Genomic DNA, 20,426 nt, shown 5'->3' on the forward strand with positions numbered 1-20,426 from the left:
GGCCCTCTTTCATTTCGGTTATCTCTCAGCCACCCAATGTGGTGGCGGCCTGACTTACTTGCGCAGTTCGGCCAGCAGGGCTTCCAGCTTGCGCTGGTCGTCCATGAACTTGCGAATGCCTTCGGCCAGCTTTTCGGTGGCCATGGCGTCCTCGTTCATCGCCCAGCGGAAGTCACCCTCGTCCAGCGGCTCAGGCATGGCACTCTCGGCGCCCAGGGGGCTCAGGGCCCGCGGCAGCTCGCCACTGTCCTCGGCCAGTTCGCCGAGCAGTTTCGGGGAGATGGTCAGGCGATCGCAGCCGGCCAGGGCCTCGATCTCGCCGGTGTTGCGGAAGCTCGCCCCCATCACCACCGTCTTGTAGCCGTGGCCCTTGTAGTGCTCGTAGATGGCGCGCACCGAGCGTACGCCGGGATCCTTGGCGCCGGCGAAGTCCGCCTCGGGCTCCCGGGCCTTGTGCCAGTCGAGGATGCGTCCCACGAAGGGCGAGATCAGCGTCACGCCGGCATCGGCACAGGCCTGGGCCTGGGCGAAGCTGAACAGCAGGGTCAGGTTGGTGCGGATGCCTTCCCGCTCGAGCTGCTTGGCGGCGCGAATGCCTTCCCAGGTCGAGGCGACCTTGATCAGGATGCGCTCGCGCCCGACGCCACGGCGCTCGTAGCGCTCGATCAGCGAGTGGGCGCGGGCGAGGGTGGCATCGGTGTCGAAGGACAGGCGGGCGCTGACTTCGGTGGACACATAGCCTGGCACCAGGGCACTGATCTCGCTGCCGATCTCGACCGCCACGGCATCCATGGCATCGTCGATATCGGTGCTCTGGCGGGCCAGCTCGGCCAGGCGGGCGCGGCGCCCTTCCTGTTGCGCCGCCTGCAGGATCAGCGAGGGGTTGGTGGTGGCATCGGTGGGCTGGAAGCGGGCGATGGCGTCCAGGTCGCCGGTGTCGGCGACCACCGTGGTCATGGCTTTAAGCTGGGTCAGCTTATCCTGGGTCATGGTCATCCTGAATGAACGAGTGAGTCAGGCCCTCACTGTAGCAAGGCCGTGTCGCGCTGGGTATCCGTCGGGGTGTCCTCGGCCAGCGCCTGGGGGAGCCAGATCGGCCGCAACCCCCGATCGGCCGTCGCTCCTGTCGGGTGGCCAGCGTCATCGTCGCTGGCCTGACCAACATGACGGGCTGGGTTGGCCGGGCTGTCCTGGGTAGTGAAGCGGGCCGCGAACCGGCGCATCTGTTCGGCCTCATTCTCCAGCGACATGGCGCCTTGAGAGGCGTGCTTCACGAGCTGGGCGTTGTGCTGGGTGACGGTCTCCATCTGGTTCATGGCCTGGTTGAGCTGTTCGATGCCGCGGTGCTGCTCGTCGGAGGCTTGGGCGATCTGCTCCATCAGGCCGTTGACCTGGCCGATCGCGGTGATGATTCCCTGCATGCCTTCGCTGGCCTCGGCGGACAGGGCATTGCCCCGCTCGAGGCTCTGGCGGGAGTCGTCGATCAGCCGGCGCACGTCGTTGGCGGCCGTGGCGCTGCGGGAGGCCAGCGAGCGAACCTCGCCGGCCACTACCGCGAAGCCCCGGCCGTGCTCGCCGGCCCGGGCGGCTTCCACCGAGGCGTTGAGGGCCAGCAGGTTGGTCTGGAAGGCGATGTTGTCGATCAGGGCGACGATGTCGTGGATCTGGGTCGAGCGATCGTGGATCTCGCCCATGGTGGCCACGAAGGCGCCGATCACCTCGCCGCCGGCGCGAGCCTGGCCGCTGGCATCGTGGGCAAGCGAGGCTGCCTGGCGGGAGTGGTCGGCGTTATGGGCCACGGTGGCGGTCAGCTCGTCGAGGCTGGCCGCGGTCTGCTCGAGGGACGAGGCCTGCTGCTGGGTGCGCGAGGACAGTTCCTGGTTGCCTTCGCTCATGCGCTGGGCGCTGTCGAGGATGGTGGTGCTGCTGTCGCGCACCCGGCTCACGGTGGCCGCCAGCGACTGCTGCATCTGGGAAAGCTCGTGGTATAGCTGGCCGATCTCGTTGCGGCCCCGGGGCTCGATGGACTGTGACAGGTCGCCGGTGGCCATGACGCGGAAATGCTCGCTCAGCCGGCGCAGCGGGCGAATGACGTTGACGGTGACGCCCCAGAGGGTGATCAGCACGATCGAGAGTGCGATGGCCAGGGCGCCGACCATGGCCGCGTTCATCCAGCCGCCCATGCGACTGAACCGGGCGACCAGGCCGTTGCCGCTTTGCTGGGAGGCCGCGACGAAGGTATCGGCGCTCGCCATGAAGGCTTCGCTCATGTCGCTGACCCGCGACTGGCCGGAGTCGTAGGCGCCGACGTCACCATCCTCGAGGACCATCAGCTGCAGCGACAGGCCGGTGTTGAGCAGGGACTGGAAGTGGCCCTCGAGGCTGTCGATGGCCTCTGTCTGGGAGGGCTGGACGGGAATCGCCAGGAAACGCTGGAAGGCGTCCTCGGCGCTGCCCATCAGCGCGCGGGCCCGTTCGATGACCGGTGCCGGGCGGTCGAAGGAGGGTCTGCGCAGCAACTGGGCGGCACGGTTCATCTCCACCCGGGCCCGCAGCATGTCGACATAGGCGCGATTGAGGGCCTGCGTCTGTTCGACGTTGATCTGATTGAGGGTGCCGAAGGCCTGACGGGCATAGTGATTGGAGAACAGCCCCAGGCCCGCGCTGATCAGCAGAATGAGCGTGAAGGCGACCAGTACCAGTGAGCCACTGAGCCTGACCGTCATGTTGTCGAAGAATCGCATCTGGTTGCCTGTCCCCTTGCATGTGATGAGCCGTTCGGCTGCGGTCCCGTGTCCCCGGGAATTCGTTCGTCACTTATTAATAGCTCACTGATTTATCAGACGAATGTGACAGTCGTGGGTCATGGCGCGATGGCCATGCCCTCTCCTCCGCCACGGGGCGGGCGGCGGGGCAGGGCGGTAATGCCGGGGGGAATCGGTTATCATTAGCCGGCTACTTTTTCGGTCATTCTTTTCCCAGGAGCAGCCCTTGTCACTGAGTACTCGAAGAGTGGCCCTGTTGGTGGCCGCCAACACGGCCCTGGCGCCCTTTGCCATCGATGCCTACCTGCCGGCGATGCCGGCCCTGGCGAAGGCCGTGGGTGCCAGCATTCATCACACCGAACTGTCGATCAGCGTCTTCCTGTTCGGCTTCGCCCTCGGCCAGTTGACCGGTGGCCCCCTGTCCGACCGTCTGGGCCGCAAGCCGGTCCTGTTGACCGGGCTGGTGGTGTTCTGTCTGGCCAGCCTCGCAATTACTCAGGTGAGCTCGCTTCAGACCCTGTGGGCCTTTCGCTTCGTGCAGGCGCTTGGGGGCGGGGCCTGCGTGGTCAACTCGGCGGCCATCGTGCGCGACTGCTTCAGTGGCCGGGAGGCCGCTAAGGTGATGTCGACCATGGCCATGATCATGATGCTAGCGCCGCTGGCGGCTCCGGCGGTGGGCAGCGGCCTCCTGTACCTGGCCGACTGGTGGCTGATCTTCGTCTTCCTGGCCGTCTATGCCGCCTTCCTGGGCTGGCTGCTCGGCACCCGTCTGCCCGAGACCCGCTCTCCCGACCAGCCAGTGGCCTCCTTCCGGCAGGTGCTGGGTAACTACGCAAGCGTCTTTCGCCATCGCGAGGGCATGGGCTACATCTGTGCGGTGGCGATGGCCTTCGCCGGCATGTTCGCCTTCATTACCGCCTCGCCCTTCCTGTACATGGATCACTACGGCCTTTCGCCGGCCATGTACCCGGTGGTGTTCGGGGCCAACGTGGTGGTCATGGCCGCGTCGAACCGGCTCAACATCCGCCTGCTGCGCCACCGCTCACCTCAGCAGAACCTGCGCCTGGGGCTTGGCATGCAGCTGCTGGCGGCCAGCGGGCTGGTACTGGTGGTGGCCACGGGCCAAGACGCGCTGGTGACGGTGGTACCGCTGATCATGCTGTTCATGGGCCAGGTGGGCCTGATCACCCCCAATGCCATGAGCTCGCTGCTGGAAAAATTCAGTCACATGAGCGCTACCGCCACGGCGCTGCTGGGCAGCATCCAGTTCTCCTGCGGCGCCTTGGCCGGGGTCCTGGTCAGCGCCTTCGAGGTCGAGAGCCCCTGGCCGATGGTGCTGACCATGCTCGGCGTCGCAACCATGGGCAATCTGGGGGTACGGGTACTGGTGGGGCGTCATGCCAACACCTGAATACCGGGAGAGTGGAAAGGCGCAGCGGACGTGCCGTCGCTCCTGGTGAGGCGGTCTCTGCAAGGCGGCGTCTTGCTGCCATGCAGCCTGGCGATGGAGGGGGTGTTGGTCTAGCGTGTCGGGGATGTCTCACTTGTCACGAAGCTGTCATCTTGTTGCGTCATCTTATGCCTCGAGAAGGTTGGACACCCTCATCGACAGGAGTTACCTGCATGAACCGTATTCTCAAGACCACCGCCATTGCTGCCGCCGTGATGGGCTTCGCCACCGCCGCCCAGGCTCGTGATCAGGTCCGCATCGTCGGCTCCAGCACCGTGTACCCGTTTGCCAGCTACGTGGCCGAGGAATTCGGTGCCACCACCGATTTCCCGACACCGGTCATCGAGTCCACCGGTTCCGGCGGCGGTCTGCGCCTGTTCTGCAACGGCATCGGTGAGGGCACCCCGGACATCACCAACGCCTCGCGCCGCATCAAGGTCTCCGAGTTCGAGCGTTGCGCCGAGAATGGCGTCACCGACATCACCGAGGCCTTCATCGGCTACGACGGCATCGCCTTCGCCCAGTCCAACGCCAACGACACGATGAACGTGACCCGCGAGCAGATCTTCATGGCCCTGGCCGCCCAGGTGCCGGTCGATGGCGAGCTGGTCGACAACCCCTACACCCAGTGGAACGAGATCGACGCTTCCCTGCCGGCCCGCGAGATCGCCGTCTACGGCCCGCCCACTACCTCCGGCACCCGTGATGCCTTCGAGGAGCTGGTGATGGAAGCCGCTTCCGAAGAGATGGCCGCCTACGGTGGTGAGGGCTACACCGACATCCGTACCGACGGCGCCTTCATCGATGCCGGCGAGAACGACAACCTGATCGTTCAGCGTCTGTCCGAGAACACCGACGCCTTCGGCATCTTCGGCTACTCCTTCCTGGAGGAGAACGCCGACACCCTGAAGGGCTCCACCATCGACGGCGTGGCGCCGTCCGCCGAGGCCATCGGCAGCGGCGAGTACCCGGTATCGCGCTCCATGTTCTTCTACGTGAAGAACCAGCACGCCGACGACGTCCCGGCCATGGCCGAGTACGCCAACCTGTTCATGAGCGAGAAGATGATCGGGGACATCGGCTATCTCAAGGGCATTGGTCTGATTCCGGCGCCGAAGGAGATGCGCGCCGAGGCCCGCGAGCAAGTGGCCAACCACGAGACACTGGAACTGTCTGACATCAAGTGAATATCGATCTCGCTTGATGCATGAACCGGCCGGCAGCCACGGGCTGCCGGCCTGCTTACGTTCCGGCAGGTTGATGTTGCCGGGCCCCGTTGACTGAGAGTTTCCCATGCAGACCAACCAACTGATCCTGCTATTCAGCGGCGCCTTGCTGGTGCTGGGTCTGATAGCCTTCTTCATGGGCCGTGCCAAGGCGGCCAAGGTGCGTGCCGCCGGCACGGCGATGTATGCCCAGCCCGACCAGTACGCCTGGTTTGCCGCCCTGGCCACGGCCGGGCCGGCGGTGGCCGTGGGGGCCATCGGCTCCTTCGTGCTGCTGCTGATGGGGGCCGAGATCCCCACCCTCTATCTGCTGGCCGGCAGCCTGGTGGTGGCCGCCGCCGGCATGATGGTGGCCATGACGCAGGTGCGTCCCGATTTCCACGCCCGCAAGGCCATCGAGAGCACCATCCGCTTCGTGCTGGCCGGCGCGGCGATGATCTCGATCTTCACCACCTTCGGGATCCTGTTCTCGATCATCAACGAGGCGCTGCGCTTCTTCCAGATGCAGGGCTTCTGGGACTTCATCACCGGGACCACCTGGAACCCCGGCGCCAGCTTCCTGGCCGCCGCCGGCCGTGCCGAGGAAGGCGCCACGGCCGCCCAGTTCGGGTCGGTGCCGCTGTTCGCCGGTACCTTCATGATCACCCTGATCGCCATGCTGGTGGCCATCCCGGTGGGCCTGATGTCGGCGATCTACATGTCCGAGTACGCCCCCAAGCAGGTGCGTACCATCGCCAAGCCGGTGCTCGAGGTGCTGGCGGGTATCCCCACGGTGGTCTACGGCTTCTTCGCCGCCATCACCGTGGCGCCGATCATCGTCAGCGCCGCCGATGCGGTCGGCCTGGAGGCCTCCTTCAACAACGCCCTGGCCCCCGGCATCGTGATGGGCATCATGATCATTCCCTTCATCTCTTCGCTGTCGGATGACGTCATCAATGCGGTGCCTGACAGCATGCGTCAGGGCTCGCTGGCGCTGGGCATGACCCGCGCCGAGACCATCAAGGACGTGGTGGTGCCGGCCGCCCTTCCGGGCATCATCTCCGCCTCCTTGCTGGCCATGTCGCGGGCGCTGGGCGAGACCATGATCGTGGTCATGGCCGCCGGCATGCGCCCCAACCTGACCGCCAACCCGCTGGAAGACATGACCACGGTGACCGTGCGCATCGTGGCGGCGTTGACCGGTGACCAGGAGTTCGCCAGCGCCGAGACGCTGTCGGCCTTCGCCCTGGGCCTGGTGCTGTTCGTGGTGACCCTGGCGTTGAACATGGTCTCGGTGATCATGATCCGCCGCTTCCGCGAAAAGTATCGCTCCAACAACCTGTGATCGATTGAGGTCAACCGGACAATGAGACAATCCTTCGATGAGATCAGCGCCCAGCTCAAGCGCCGCCATCGCAAGTCTGCCCGCCTGAAGTGGATGTCGATGGGGGCCCTGGGCCTGGCCGGCCTGTTCCTGGTGTTCTTCTTCACCGACATGCTGATCAAGGGCCTGCCGGCCTTCCAGCAGGCCCAGATCCAGGTGCAGGTCGACTACAACGAGATGGCTCAGGAGATCCCCCTGGCGGCGGTCGAGGAAGATGTGCGCCCGCTGGTCAGCCGCGGCTACCTGCGCTTGATTCCCGGCCGCATGGAAGACGACCCCGACCTGCTCGGCACCACCCGCATGGAGTGGGTGCTGGCCGACGGCCAGGTCGATCAGTACCTCAAGGGGCATCACTCCAAGCTGAGCGGCAGCGAGCAGGCAGTGGTCGATGCACTCGCCGCCGAGGGGCGCGCCGAGCTCAAGTTCAACACCACCTTCTTCAGCCGTGGCGATTCCAAGATGCCGGAACTCGCCGGTATCGCCTCCGCGGCCATGGGCACGGTGATGACCCTGCTGGTGACCCTGGCGGTGGCCTTCCCGATCGGCGTGATGACGGCGGTGTATCTCGAGGAGTTCGCCCCCGACAACCGCTTCACTCAGATCATCGAGATCAACATCAACAACCTGGCGGCGATCCCCTCGATCCTGTTCGGCCTGCTGGGTCTGGCGATCTTCATCAACTTCTTTGGCGTGCCGCGCTCCTCGCCGCTGGTGGGTGGCCTGACGCTGGCGCTGATGACCCTGCCGGTGATCATCATCGCTACCCGCACGGCGCTTCGCAGCGTGCCGGATACCATTCGTCATGCCGCCTTCGGGGTAGGCTGCTCGCGCTGGCAGGTGGTGCGTGACCATGTGCTACCGGTCAGCATGCCGGGCATCATGACCGGCTCGATCATCGGCCTGGCCCAGGCCATGGGCGAGACCGCGCCGCTGATCATCGTCGGCATGGTGGCCTTCATTCCGGACGTCTCGGCGACCATCACCGAGGCGGCCACGGTGCTGCCCGCGCAGATCTTCACCTGGGCCGGCGAGCCGGATCGCGCCTTCACCGAGAAGACCGCCGGCGGCATTCTGGTGCTGTTGACCATCTTGATCACACTCAACGCCACGGCCGTGGTGTTGCGCAAGAAATTCGAACGTCGCTGGTAACCGACCGGCACTTGCAACAGGATACGTCACTATGGATATGAAAGTTGCCGACCGTGGAGTCGCCATGTCAGGTCACGATACCGGCCAGCCGGTTACCCGCAACGAACAGGCCAACCATGAGCTGAGCATTCGCGTGCGCGATCTCAATCTCTGGTACGGCGAGACTCAGGCGCTGAAGAACATCAATATCGATGTCTTCCAGAAGAACGTCACCGCCCTGATCGGCCCCTCGGGCTGCGGCAAGTCGACCTTCCTGCGCTGCCTCAACCGCATGAACGACTTGATCCCCAGCGTGAGTCTCGAGGGCCTGATCGAGATGGACGGCCGGGACGTCAACGAGGCCAAGATGGACGAGGTCGCCCTGCGGCGTCGGGTGGGCATGGTCTTCCAGAAGCCCAATCCCTTCCCCAAGTCGATCTACGAGAACATCGCCTACGCGCCGCGCATGCATGATCTGGTCAGCCGCAAGGCCGACCAGGACGAGCTGGTGGAGAAGGCGCTGCGCGATGCCGGTCTGTGGAACGAGGTCAAGGACAAGCTCCACGAACCCGGCACCTCGCTGTCCGGCGGCCAGCAGCAGCGTCTGTGCATCGCCCGCGCGATCGCCGTGCAGCCCGATGTGATCCTGATGGATGAGCCGACCTCGGCGCTGGACCCGATCTCCACGGCGACCATCGAGGACCTGATCGACAAGCTCAAGCAGGACTTCACCATCATCACGGTGACTCACAACATGCAGCAGGCGGCGCGCGTGGCAGACTACACCGCCTTCTTCCACCTGGGGGAACTGGTCGAGTACAACGATACCAAGACCATGTTCGCCAACCCGCATACCAAGAAGGCCGAGGACTACATCACGGGCCGCTACGGCTAGCGGGACGCATCACCATCAGCCTTCGCACACGCAACGGGGAAGCCATCAGGCTTCCCCGTTGTCGTTTTGGCTGTGGCTGTGGTCGTGGGGGGCTGGCCACGTCGGGTGTGCATCCGTGCGCCGTCGCGCTACATTGAGCGAGACCCTCAGGCGAGGAATGCCATGCACGGAGAAGACGTCACTCCCCCCACCCGCCGGCATCGCCTGCGGCGAGGCGCGCTGGGTCTTACTGGGCTCCTCATGCTGCTGGCGGCCGCTTACCTCGTAGGCATGTACTGGTTGCTCAACGGCGGCTGGCTGGAAAAACGCCTGTCACAGGTGCCCGGGGTGACGGTGAGCTGGTCGGCGGCCAGCAGTCGCTTCCCCGGGCAGCTCAGGGTGCATGACCTGCAGCTTAAACGTGAGGGCAGCGGTCTGCCGCTGGGGCTGGAGCTCGAGACGGCCGAACTCGAGGTGTCGATCTGGGCCTTGTTCCTGCGGCGCCTCGAGATCCCGGTACTCAAGGCCGACGGGCTTCGCTCGCTGTCGCTGGGCGAGCATCGCCTGTCGGGGCGGGGCGGGGTGCAATTGAATGGCCTGAGGCTGGATGAGCAGCACCTTGCCCTCTCGCGACTCCGGCTAGCGCTGGAGGAGGCCGAGGTCTGGCGCGATGAGGAGCGGCTGGCCCGCGACATTCGCCTCGACGCGGACCTGGGTCTGGCGGCCTTGCGTGTCGATCGGCTGCCGAGTCGTACCGCCGCACGCGCCGTCTCCGGCACCTTGTCACTGGCCGCGGAGGCCGATGCCTGGGATGTCTTCAACCCCTACCTGCGCGGTCTCGACGGGCTGAGTCTGGCCGGTCGCGGCCGCCTGGCGGGCGATCTGACCCTCGAGCAGGGCCGACTGGCTCCCGACAGTGAGCTCACACTCGAGTCACCCCACCTGCAACTAACGCTCAAGGAAGGCGCCTGGGTCGAGGCCACATCGGGTGAGGGCGATGCCGTGGCAAGTCCGGATCCCGGTGGCCAGCACTTTCGGCTGGACGGGAGTGGTAGTGTCAGTGTGACGGTCGAGGCGACGGGCGAGCCCAGGTTGATGGTGGTCCTCGATGACATGCTGATGCAGCCGCCGCAGGGCGAGAGCTCTTTTATGACCAGCCGTCACTTCCGCCTCGAGGCTCGCCTGCCGGATGCCGACCTGGCCGCCCCTCCCCGACCGCCGACGGCGGCCACCCTGGTGTGGGAGGGCGCCCGGCTGCCGGATGTCGGCGTCCTGGCGCGCTATCTGCCCGATCCGTTGCCATTCGCCTTGCACGATGGCAACGCGACCCTCGAGGGGCGTCTCGACTACCGTGACGGCGTGATCGAAGGCGCCTTCACCTTGGTCGGCGAGGCGGTAACCCTGACGCTGCTCGACAGTCGGGTCGGCGGCGAGCTGCGACTCGACCTGGCCATCACCGAGCTCGACCTTCGCCGGCAGCGCCTGGACCTGTCCGGCACGCGATTGCGGGTGGGCGTGAGCCAGGCCGGGGAGGATGCATTGCCGGTCACCGAGCTGATCCTGCACGAGGCGGCATTGAGCGCGACTCGCCCGCTGGCCGAGCGCCGACATGCCCCTGACGACCTGCCGGTGGAGGGCCGACTGGTGATCACCGGACGGGTGAGCCAGCTGCGCTTCCTGGACTCCTTCCTGAACACGGCACTCGACGGCCGCGGCCTGGCGCTGGAAGGCGAGGGCGAGCTGGCCGCGACACTGGAGATCCGCCAAGGGCGGCTGGCGCCGGCCAGCCAGCTGACCATCACGGCCGGACGATTGGGCGCCCGCTTCCTGGACTTTCGCGCCCGCGGACAGGGCCAGTTGAGCGCTCGGTGGCCTGCCGATGCGCCGGCACGGCTGCGGGTATCGCTCACGGATGCCCGGCTCGAGCGGCAGGCCGATGGGCAACGCCTGCTGCAGGCCGGCCAGCTGAGCCTGGAGGCGGTGAGCGAGTCAAGCGACCCCCTCGCCACGGTCGACGACCTGCGCCTGGACCTTTCCTGGCAGGACGCCAAGGTACCGGACGTCTCGGTGTTGAACGCCTACCTGCCCCCCGCGGCCCCCTTCGCCTTGCTGGGCGGTCAGTCGACGTCCGCGGGGCAGGTGACCTTCTCAGGCGCCGTGGGGCGAGGCCGGCTCCGGCTGAATGGCGAGGCCATCCGCGGCCGGCTCTTCGGAGAGACGCTGGAAGGCGAGCTGGCCCTGACGCTGGTGATGCCCGAGGCGCGCCTCGACGGCAGTCGGCTCGACCTGTCCGGCACCCGGCTCGAGATGCAGGCGGCGAGTGAGCGCTATGCGATGCGGGCCGCCGGCGACGAGGCTCGCCTGCGCAGCACCCTGATCGCCCGCCAGGCGCGTTTCGCACATGTCTGGCCGATCGATGCGGCGAGCGCCCCGGCGAGTGGGCGACTGATAATGGATGGGCTGGTCGCCAACCTGGGCTTCCTCGATGCCTTCCTGCCCGAGGCGCATGGACTGGCGGTGCGCGGGAATGGCCGGCTCAGCGCCGAGCTGGCGTTTGCCGACGCCAACCTCCTGCCCGGCAGCCATCTGTCGATCGGTGCAGACGCGCTGACGGTGGGCTTCCTCGAGCATCAGGCCCGCGGCGACGGTCGCCTGGAGGCCTGGGTCGAAGGCGGGCCGGCCACGCCCGATCTGCGCTGGCGCATCTCGCTGCCGAGCGTCGCCCTGGGGCGTCAGGGGGAGGCCACCGAGCAGCTCACCGGGCGCCACTTCTCGCTGGAGACAACGCTGCCGATGCGGGCGATAGCGGCCGATCGTGAGGCGCTCGACCGCCAGATCACGCACATTCAATTGCCGATCGCCGAAGTGGCCGACCTGACCATGCTCAACGACTACCTGCCCGCGGGCGCCGGGCTCGAGTGGCTGTCGGGTCAGGCCGGTCTGTCGCTGGATCTGACCCTGGCGGGGTTGCAGGCCCAGGGGGAGCTGACCCTCACGGCCTTCGACGCCGGCCTGCGACTCGGCGAGCAGCGGGTGAGCGGCGACCTGCAACTGGAGGCGCGACTGCGTGATGGCGACCTGGCGCGCATGAGCTTCGATGCCTCTGGCTCGCGTCTGCGGCTCGACAACGTCTCGCGCCAGGCCGCCAATGGCGAGAACGATGAGGGCTGGTGGGTCCAGCTCGACCTCGACGAGGGGCGGCTCGTCTGGGCGCGTCCCCTGGAGCTGAACGCTCGCCTGTCGCTGGCCATGCGCGACAGTGGCCTGCCGGCCCGGTTGCTGGTGGCCACTGCCCGGGAGCGCCGCTGGCTTGGCCGGCTGCTGGACGTGTCGGGCATCCTGGGCTCCGCACGGGTGCGGCTCGGACAGGAAGGCCTGAGGGTCAGCGAGGCCCGCCTGACCGGGCGCCAGCTGGAGATCCTCGCCGACCTGGTGCGGCGCGACGACGCCTTGACGGGGGCACTCTACGCGCGCTTCGGCGCCTTGAGTCTTGGCGTGGCCCTGCGGGACGGCGAGAGCCGGCTGCGTTTCGTGCAGCCGCGGCGCTGGTATGAGGAGTCCCGGGACGACGCGGCGGCCTGGATCGGGGCGACGCCCGAGGAGGAACAGGACTGGCGACGCTCACTGCCGATGCCAGAGGCGACGGCGCCGTAACGCCATCGCCGCTTCCATCGATTTTCACATCGACGTTCACATCGGCGTTCACATCGACGTTCACATCGACGTTCACATCGCCGCTCCCACCGACGTGGTGCTGATCAGTCGCAAAGCTCGACGGCCACGGCGGTGGCCTCGCCGCCGCCGATGCACAGGCTGGCGATGCCGCGCTTGCCGCCGGTGACGCGCAGGGCATTGATCAGGGTGGCGATGATCCGCGAGCCGGTCGAGCCGATCGGATGGCCCTGGGCGCAGGCGCCGCCGAAGACGTTGACCTTGTCGTGGGGAATGTCGAGACCGTCCATGGTCAGCAGGGTGACCACCGCGAAGGCCTCGTTGATCTCGAAGAGATCGACGTCGTCTACCGTCCAGTCGAGGCGCTTCATCAGCTTGCCGATGGCACCCACCGGGGCGATGGTGAACTCGCTGGGGTGCTGGGAGTGGGTGCTGTGGCCGAGGATGCGGGCCAGCGGGCGGGCGCCGTGGGCCTCGGCGGCCTGGGGGCTGGCCAGCACCAGTGCCGAGGCGCCATCGGAGATCGAACTGGCGTTGGCGGCGGTGATGGTGCCGTCCTTGGCGAAGGCCGGGCGCAGGCCGCGGATCTTGTCGAGGCGCGCCTGGAAGGGCTGCTCATCGTGCTCGACCACGCTGTCGCCGCTGCGACTGCTGACCGTCACCGGCGCCAGTTCTCCGTCCAGGTGGCCGGCCTCGTGGGCGGCCATGGCGCGCTCCAGGGAGGCGATCGCGAAGTCGTCCATGCGTTCGCGGCTGTAGCCGCGCTGATCGGCGATCGTCTGGGCGAACACGCCCATCAGCTGCCCGGTCTCGGCATCCTCGAGGCCATCCAGGAACATGTGATCCTTGAGTTCGCCGTGGCCCAGGCGATAGCCGCGGCGAGCCTTGGTCAGCACGTGGGGGGCATTGGACATCGATTCCATGCCGCCCGCCAGCACGAGCTCACCGCTGCCGGCGCGGATCAGGTCGTGCGCCAGCATGGTGGCCTTCATGCCGGAGCCGCACAGCTTGTTGATGGTGGTGGCGCCGACGGCATCGGGCACGCCGGCCTGGCGCATCGCCTGGCGGGCCGGGCCCTGCTTGACCCCGGCCGGCAGCACGCAGCCGAAGATGCCCTCGTCGACGGCGGCGGCCTCGACGCCGGCCTGGGACAGGGCCGCCCGGATGGCGGTGGCGCCGAGCTCCGGGGCGGTGAGGCTCGCAAGGCTACCCAGCATGCCGCCCATCGGCGTGCGGGTCGCGGCCAGGATCAGGATCTCGGGGGAATCGGACATGGGGTAACTCCTTTGGCGGTCGCGGGCCTCGGGTCGTGTACCGTGGATCGCGGATGGGGTTCTCGAGTCGGCCAGGCCGCGCCGGTGCCGGGGCGGATCGCCCCCAGGAGGAAGGCGAAGCGACCCCGGAAGCCGCTCGCCGACGGGGCATGGCCGGCCCCTGAAGGGCTTGTAGCAGGTGTAGCAGGCGTCGGGCGGCGGCGTCCATGCGCTTAATATCTAGTTGACGTTAACGTAAACTAGGTGTTCAGTGATCCAGGCACTCAATGGTCCAGGCGCTCAGTGATCGCTGCGGCGGCGGGACCCCGTCATTTCGCAGGCCTGGCGAGCCAGGGCAGGAAAAGCAGGGCATCGGATCGTCGAGGCCGTGCACACGTCCGGGAAATCTGGGGAGAGACATCATGCAAGTCCACGCGCGAACCTTTCTGATCACCGGCGCCGCCTCGGGGCTCGGCGCCGCCACCGCCGAGCGCCTGGTCGCCGCCGGCGCCCGGGTGGTGCTGTGCGACCTGAACGAGGCGGTGGACGCCCTGGCCGCCCGGCTCGGCGACGCGGCCACGGCCTGTCGCGGCGACGTGACGCAGGAGGCCGATATCCAGGCCGCCGTCGATCTCGCCCTGGCGAGCGGCGGCCTGCACGGTGTCGTGCACTGCGCCGGGGTGGTCAGCGTGGCCAAGCTGCTCGATCGAGAGGGCAAGCCCGCCGATCTCGCTGCTTATGCCCGCACCGTCGAGATCAACCTGATCGGCACCTTCAATGTCCTGCGCCTGGCCGCCGCCGCCATGGCCGGCAACGCCCCGGGCGAGGACGGCGAGCGCGGCGTGATCGTCACCACCGCCTCGGTGGCGGCCTTCGATGGCCAGGTGGGGCAGGCCGCCTACAGCGCCTCCAAGGCCGGCGTGGCGGGCATGACCCTGCCGCTGGCCCGGGAGCTGTCGCGCCACGGGATCCGGGTGATGAGCATCGCCCCCGGCGTCTTCGAGACGCCGATGATGAGCGGCATTCCCGAGGAGGCGGTGGCGTCGCTGTCCGCCGCCGTGCCCTTCCCCAAGCGCCTCGGCAAGCCCGCGGAATTCGCGAGCCTCGCCGAGCAGATCATCACCAACGTGATGCTCAACGGCGAGGTGATCCGTCTCGATGGCGGCATCCGCATGCAGTAGCGGGCTGTTCGAGAGCGGGAAGAGGGCAAGAAGAAGACAAGAAGAGAGCTGGCGTTCGGTTCGCCGTTTCCTTCATCGGCGCTCGGTGCGGCCGAGCTGCTGTCGTTCGGGAGAGCGCCCAGCGATCCCTGTGATCGGGCTCGCCTTGTTGATTTTTTTTTACGCCTATCCCTAGGTTTCTTGACACTTGCTGCTAGGCTGTAAACGCCCGCGTGCTGCATTGAGGAGCCCGCGCGTTTGCATTCGTCCATCTGGCCCGCTACGGCGCCAGTTGCCAGCATTTCGAGGAGACCCTTCACATGTCCCGTAAGACTCGCCTGCAGGATCTTGTCCGTGTGCTGCGCGGCCACGAGGGGCCGGTAAGCGGTACGACGCTGGCCGAGACCCTGGGCATTTCGCTGCGTACCCTCTACCAGGATGTCGCGGTGCTGAAGGCGGTCGGCGCCGAGATCGAACATCTCCCCAATTCAGGCTATGCCCTCGCTCCTGGTGTCCTGTTGCCGGCGCTGATGCTCAGCGAGGAAGAGCTCGATGCCCTGGCCCTGGGCCTCGACAGGGTCGAGGCAGCGGCGGGGCCCCTGGCGGAGCCGGCCGCCCAGCTACGCAGCAAGATGGCGAAGGCTCTGCCCGACGACCAGGCGCGGCGCCTGACGGGCCTTGGCCTGACGGGGCCCGGCGGCTTTGCTCCCGACAGCTCGACTCTCGATACGGCGACGTTCGACAACGCCGCCCTCGACACGGCGAGACCGGACGGGCAGGCGGTCGACCGTGCCGGCGCGGCGCCGGCGATCGGCCAGCAGGCCGCGTCCTCGGATGAGCTGGTCTTCTATACTAATCCCCTGTCCCGGGGCGGCATCGTGCACTGGCTGCTCGAAGAGCTCGGTGTGCCCTATCGCATGGAGATGCTGGAGTACGGCACGACCATGAAGTCACCGGAGTTCCTGGCCATCAACCCGATGGGCAAGGTGCCGGCGATTCGCCACGGCGAAGTGGTGGTCACCGAGACCGCCGCCATCTGCGCCTACCTCGCCGACGCCTTCCCCGAGGCCGGCCTGGCACCGTCCGCGCCGCTGCGGGGGGATTACTACCGCTGGCTGTTCTTCGCCGCCGGCCCAATGGAAACCGCCGCTTCCCTCGAGGGGCTGCTCGGCGTCCATCCGGACGCGCGTCAGCAGATGCAGCTCGGCTGCGGCAGCCTCGCGGCGGTGCTCGACACCCTGGCCGGCGCCCTGGCGAACAAGCGCTATATCGCCGGTGATGCCTTCAGCGCCGCGGATATCTATGTGAGCTCTCATCTCGGCTGGGGCATGCAGTTCGGCACGATTCCCTGGCGTCCCGAGTTCGAGGCCTACTGGGCCGGCCTTCGGGATCGGCCGGCGAGGCTGCGCTGCGAGGCCTTCGTGGCCGAGGCCATGGCGCTCACGGCTTAGCGGCGGGATCGGCATCTTGTCGCGGGCGGCCTTTTGGCAAGGCCGGCCGCACGGTGTCGATGGCGTCAGGCTTGCTCGACAATCCTGCTCGGCAATTCTTTAAGACGAGGCCGAGTTTCTCGCCCCCTGTTCAGGGGGCGATGGTATTGCGTCCTCAGTAATCGATGCCGCGGCGAGCCTTGAGATCGGCATTGAAGGCGTGGCGCGTCTCCTGCATCTCGGTGATCGTGTCGGCCATGGCGAGAAGGTCGCGATGGGCGTTGCGGCCGGTGATGATCACCGTCTGCTCCGCGGGACGGTTCTCGAGGGCGGCGATGACCTCGTCGCTGTCCAGATAGCCGAACTTGAGCATGTAGGTGATCTCGTCGAGCACCACCAGGTAGCACTCGGGATCCTCGAGCATGCGCTTGGCTTCCTGCCAGACCTCCTGGCAGGCCCGGGTGTCGCTTTCCCGGTTCTGGGTATCCCAGGTGAAGCCGGTGGCCATGATCGCGACCTCGAGGTTGGCATCGTCGATCAACCGCTCCCGCTCGCCGCACTCCCACAGCCCCTTGATGAACTGGACCACGCCTACGCGATAGCCGTAGCCCAGCGCCCGTGTCACGGTGCCCCAGGCCGCGGTGGTCTTGCCCTTGCCGTTGCCGGTGAAGACCAACAGCAGGCCGCGCTCCCCGTTGGCGTTGGCCACCTTCTCGTCCACGTGGGCCTTGAGTTTCTGCATCGATTGCTGGTGGCGCGTGTCGCGATCGGTCATGAGGACTCCGCTATGCAAGTCAGGCTGTGCCTCGCCCGGCCGGAAACATGGCCAGACGGGGCAGGGGGAAAGAGGCTCAGCTTACGCGAGCGAGGCCATCGCGCAAGCACTTCGACCAAGGGGGCGCCGAAGCTCTAGAGGAGAAACGGCGCACCACCACTGGCATGTGCAGCGTGACCTGGCCAGCGACACCTCGGTGCTGGAGATCATCAACGACAAGGGCCGCGACCGGCACCATCGTCACCAACCGCTTCTGGGCGCGCTGTCGGCGCCGGGGCGATGAAGTCGATTCCCTGTGCAACGAGACCTCCTGGTATCGCGGGCTTGCCACGAGCGGGAAAACGCGAAAGGCAGGTCGCTGCGCGCGGGTGGGGGATTCGCCTACAATGGGGGGCCGGCCGCGCCGGACATAATCGCCCAGGATCAGGTCAATATCAGGAGAGAGCATGTCAAGGGAGTGTCATGACAGCGATACCATCGTGTTGGGGGCCGGCATGGTCGGGGTTTCGATCGCCTATCACCTGGCCCGGCGGGGACGTTCGGTGGTGCTGGTCGATCGTCGAGCACCGGGCCATGAGACCTCGTTCGGCAATGCCGGCATCATTCAGCGCGAGGCGGTGGCGCCCTATGCCTTCCCGCGGGACGCCCGGACGCTGCTGCAGGTCGTGCCCAACCGGCGCATCGACATCCGCTACCGGCCCGCCGGCATGCTCGGCGCGGCCGGTGCGCTGTTTCGCTATTGGCAGAACTCGGCGCCCGGCGCCTATGCCCGCATCCTGCCGGAATATGCCTCCCTGATCAGCCTGTCGACCCAGGAGCATGCGCCGATGATCGCCGCGGCCGGGGCCGAGTCCCTGATTTGTCGGGACGGCTGGCTGGAGATGTATCGCACCCCCGAGGCATTCGAGGCGCGCCTGGCCCGAGCGACCGTGCTGGCCGAGCGCTTCGGCCTCACCCTCGAGCGACTGGATCGGGCGGCACTCGCCGAGCGGGAGCCCGAGCTCTCCAAGGAGGCCATCGGCGCGATCCTGTGGCGCGACAGCTGGACCGTCGCCGACCCCGGTGCCCTGGTGGCCGCCTACGCCGAGGCGTTCGAAGCCCTGGGAGGACGGGTGGTCAAGGCTAACGTCACCTCGATGGCGCAGGGCGAGGGCGACTGGCGGGTCACGACCGAGACCGGCGAGTTGAGGGCCCGCAACCTGGTGATGGCCATGGGCCCCTGGGCCGGTGACTGGCTGAGCCGCCTGGGCTACCGGCTGCCGCTGTTCGTCAAGCGGGGCTATCACATGCATTACGCCCCGCCGCAAGGGCGCGGGCTCCGTCACTGGATCATGGATGCCGAGGTCGGCTATGTGGTGGCGCCGATGCGGGACGGGGTGCGCCTGACCACCGGTGCCGAGCTGGCGCCCCGGGACGCGCCGCCGGAACTGGACCAGCTCGATGCCGCCGAGGCCGTGGCGCGCCGCCTGGTGCCGCTGGGGGCGCGCTTGAGCGATACCCCCTGGAAGGGCGCTCGCCCCTGCACCGCCGACATGAAGCCGGTGATCGGCCCGGCGCCCGAGCACGACGGCCTGTGGTTCGCCTTCGGCCACGGCCACCAGGGCTTCACCCTGGGCCCGGCAACCGGCCGCCTGCTCGGCGAGATGATGGATGGCGAGACGCCCGCCATCGACATGACGCCCTTCCGGGCGGATCGCTTCTAGGCGATGCCACGGCATAGCGGCCGCCCCTGAGGCCGAGAGGCCAGGCTGAAGCGGCAAGCCCGTCGACAGGGGCGCAGGCAACAGGGCCGCAGGGGCGGTCACGGGGTGGTGCCGGTCCGAGACCGCTGAGGGTCCGGAGGCGCTCAGGGGTAGCCGAGTGCCTCCTTGATAGCGGCCTGGTGATGCGCGATCCACTCCCGGTCGATGGCGCCCCAGTCGCGGATCACGTAGCGGCCGATATTGTGGCGCTCGCCCGGTTCGGGCTCGAACTCACAGTCGATGTCCAGCTCGGCCAGGGCGTTGATGGTGTCCTGGGCGGTGCGCCTCGGCATGCCGGTGGCCTCGGTCAGGGCCGGCACGCTGGCGGTGCCCTGATCGATCAGGTAGGCCACATAGAGGCGGCGGTAGAAGCTGGTCTTGGTCTTGCTGAGCGGGCGGGGCGTGCTGAGAGGCATCGGCGTTCCTGGCAACGAATGACTCGCTCATCCTACGTGAGGCAGGGCGGGCGTAAAGGCCGCCGCTGTGGTCTGCAATCGTTCCGTGTGTCTTGCCGGCACGCGAGCGGACGGGAGAGGCGCGCGAACGCGAGTATCCCGGTCCCGTGAGAGCCCACGCTCAGGCGATGCCGTCAGTAGTCCTCGAGGCGCTGGATGTCGCGTGCCAGCCGGCGGACCTCTCCATCGTGTCCCTCGGCGAGGGCCGAGAAGAACTCACGCTCTTCCTCGATGCTGGCCCGGTCGGCTCGGTGCCGGTAAAGATCCTGCAGGGTCTTGTGGGCGGTCAGCGCCGTGGCCAGCACATCCTGCACGCTGTCACAGCTCATGCTCTCGGGAAGCCGGTCGAGCACCGGCAGGTGAGGAAAGTCGGCCGGGTCGTCGAACCAGGTGTCCAGCACGCCGCGGTGATCGCTGCCATCGTCGAAGTAGACCTCCAGGTTCGCTTGCAGGGTGCGCTCGTGATTGGCCAGATACTCCAGCGCCATGCGAACCCGTTCACTCACCTTGCCTTTGGCGCGCTGGCCGTAGTGTTCCGCCAGTTGCCCATGATAATCCGCCGCCCAGTGCACCAGCTCTCTTACCTGATGAAAGCGCATCGTCCTGCCCTCGGTGGTGGCCGCCGGTTGCCCGCTGTCGGCGGCATCTTGTCTCAGGCTAGCCGAGTCTCCGGCTTGTGGCTTGACTCAGGTCAGTGTCTGCCCCCGCCGCCCCGTCGCGCTACCCCTGGGTGCTGTCGTTGGTTATCTCGGGCGTCTTGTAGGGATTGGGCGGCAGCAGCGACGCTGGCAGGGCCGGCCGCCGGCCGCCGGGCGCCGGCCTTGGGGCCATAGTGGGTGGCCAGGTAGTCGAGGATGGTGTCTTCCATTTCCGGGGTGAAGGCCCACAGCCCCTGGGTGTCCTGCATCCAGCGGATCAGCCCCTGCCAGTGGTTGCGCGAGCCGCTGTTCTGAGTCACCAGCTGCGCAGAATGGCAGACGGTGCAATTGGCGCTGACCACCTGCCAGCCCTCGGCGATGATCAGGCCGGTCGCCGAGTCGGTTTCCTGGCTCAGGGCCGGCGTGGCCATCAGCAGGGGGGCCGTCACAGTCCCGAGGACACCGAGGGCGCGTAGTGAATGAACACGCATGACG

The 20,426-nt window shown here is 67.3% G+C and carries 16 protein-coding genes; 9 read left to right on the plus strand and 7 right to left on the minus strand.

Going from position 1 to position 20,426, the window contains the following annotated elements; genetic code table 11:
• Window positions 1-54: 54 nt before the first annotated feature.
• Both tal and IEJ03_RS04045 read right to left on the minus strand, forming a co-directional pair.
• A complete protein-coding gene (gene tal, locus IEJ03_RS04040; RefSeq protein ID WP_192036417.1) occupies window positions 55-990 on the minus strand; it encodes a transaldolase in 936 nt (311 codons plus the stop codon).
• 32 nt (window positions 991-1,022) lie between these two features.
• On the minus strand, window positions 1,023-2,744 hold the full coding sequence (locus IEJ03_RS04045; protein ID WP_192036418.1) for a methyl-accepting chemotaxis protein: 1,722 nt from the start codon (window positions 2,742-2,744) through the stop codon (window positions 1,023-1,025).
• 247 nt (window positions 2,745-2,991) lie between these two features.
• Between IEJ03_RS04045 and IEJ03_RS04050 the strand changes: the two genes are divergently transcribed.
• From IEJ03_RS04050 to IEJ03_RS04075, 6 genes are all read left to right on the plus strand, one after another.
• Window positions 2,992-4,176 carry a Bcr/CflA family multidrug efflux MFS transporter gene (locus IEJ03_RS04050; RefSeq protein ID WP_192036419.1) on the plus strand — a complete coding sequence of 395 codons (1,185 nt, stop codon included), beginning with the start codon at window positions 2,992-2,994 and terminating at the stop codon, window positions 4,174-4,176.
• 212 nt (window positions 4,177-4,388) lie between these two features.
• Entirely contained in the window at window positions 4,389-5,402 is a 1,014-nt protein-coding gene (locus IEJ03_RS04055) for a PstS family phosphate ABC transporter substrate-binding protein (protein ID WP_192036420.1), read from the plus strand.
• A gap of 106 nt (window positions 5,403-5,508) precedes the next feature.
• Entirely contained in the window at window positions 5,509-6,765 is a 1,257-nt protein-coding gene (gene pstC, locus IEJ03_RS04060) for a phosphate ABC transporter permease subunit PstC (RefSeq protein ID WP_192036421.1), read from the plus strand.
• Between the two features lie 21 nt (window positions 6,766-6,786).
• A complete protein-coding gene (pstA, locus tag IEJ03_RS04065) occupies window positions 6,787-7,953 on the plus strand; it encodes a phosphate ABC transporter permease PstA (protein ID WP_192036422.1) in 1,167 nt (388 codons plus the stop codon).
• 64 nt (window positions 7,954-8,017) lie between these two features.
• Window positions 8,018-8,827 carry a phosphate ABC transporter ATP-binding protein PstB gene (gene pstB / locus IEJ03_RS04070; RefSeq protein WP_192036423.1) on the plus strand — a complete coding sequence of 270 codons (810 nt, stop codon included), beginning with the start codon at window positions 8,018-8,020 and terminating at the stop codon, window positions 8,825-8,827.
• A gap of 162 nt (window positions 8,828-8,989) precedes the next feature.
• Window positions 8,990-12,460: a hypothetical protein gene (locus tag IEJ03_RS04075; protein WP_192036424.1), complete on the plus strand. Its 3,471-nt coding sequence runs from the start codon at window positions 8,990-8,992 to the stop codon at window positions 12,458-12,460.
• 104 nt (window positions 12,461-12,564) lie between these two features.
• Here IEJ03_RS04075 and IEJ03_RS04080 read toward each other — a convergent pair whose 3' ends face one another.
• The gene (locus tag IEJ03_RS04080; protein WP_192036425.1) at window positions 12,565-13,752 is read right to left on the minus strand and encodes an acetyl-CoA C-acyltransferase; all 1,188 of its coding nucleotides are present in this window, start codon (window positions 13,750-13,752) and stop codon (window positions 12,565-12,567) included.
• 401 nt (window positions 13,753-14,153) lie between these two features.
• On the opposite strand from IEJ03_RS04080, the gene IEJ03_RS04085 reads away from it, so the two are divergent.
• Entirely contained in the window at window positions 14,154-14,912 is a 759-nt protein-coding gene (locus tag IEJ03_RS04085; RefSeq protein ID WP_192036426.1) for an SDR family NAD(P)-dependent oxidoreductase, read from the plus strand.
• Between the two features lie 299 nt (window positions 14,913-15,211).
• A complete protein-coding gene (locus IEJ03_RS04090) occupies window positions 15,212-16,342 on the plus strand; it encodes an HTH domain-containing protein (protein ID WP_192036427.1) in 1,131 nt (376 codons plus the stop codon).
• A gap of 154 nt (window positions 16,343-16,496) precedes the next feature.
• Here the strand turns inward: IEJ03_RS04090 and cobO are convergent, their stop codons facing one another.
• Complete coding sequence (gene cobO / locus IEJ03_RS04095) at window positions 16,497-17,096, minus strand: cob(I)yrinic acid a,c-diamide adenosyltransferase (protein ID WP_192036428.1); 600 nt, start codon at window positions 17,094-17,096, stop codon at window positions 16,497-16,499.
• A 446-nt stretch (window positions 17,097-17,542) separates the two neighbouring features.
• On the opposite strand from cobO, the gene IEJ03_RS04100 reads away from it, so the two are divergent.
• Window positions 17,543-18,799, plus strand: a complete 1,257-nt coding sequence (locus IEJ03_RS04100) for an FAD-binding oxidoreductase (protein ID WP_192036429.1) — start codon at window positions 17,543-17,545, stop codon at window positions 18,797-18,799.
• Between the two features lie 143 nt (window positions 18,800-18,942).
• Here IEJ03_RS04100 and IEJ03_RS04105 read toward each other — a convergent pair whose 3' ends face one another.
• From IEJ03_RS04105 to IEJ03_RS04115, 3 genes are all read right to left on the minus strand, one after another.
• On the minus strand, window positions 18,943-19,254 hold the full coding sequence (locus IEJ03_RS04105; protein ID WP_192036430.1) for a winged helix-turn-helix domain-containing protein: 312 nt from the start codon (window positions 19,252-19,254) through the stop codon (window positions 18,943-18,945).
• Window positions 19,255-19,427: 173 nt separating this feature from the next.
• Window positions 19,428-19,892 carry a 2-hydroxyacyl-CoA dehydratase gene (locus IEJ03_RS04110; protein ID WP_192036431.1) on the minus strand — a complete coding sequence of 155 codons (465 nt, stop codon included), beginning with the start codon at window positions 19,890-19,892 and terminating at the stop codon, window positions 19,428-19,430.
• A 92-nt stretch (window positions 19,893-19,984) separates the two neighbouring features.
• Complete coding sequence (locus tag IEJ03_RS04115) at window positions 19,985-20,422, minus strand: hypothetical protein (protein WP_202884394.1); 438 nt, start codon at window positions 20,420-20,422, stop codon at window positions 19,985-19,987.
• Between the last annotated feature and the right edge of the window lie 4 nt (window positions 20,423-20,426).

Source organism: Halomonas sp. YLGW01 (assembly GCF_014840935.1).
GTDB lineage: Bacteria > Pseudomonadota > Gammaproteobacteria > Pseudomonadales > Halomonadaceae > Onishia.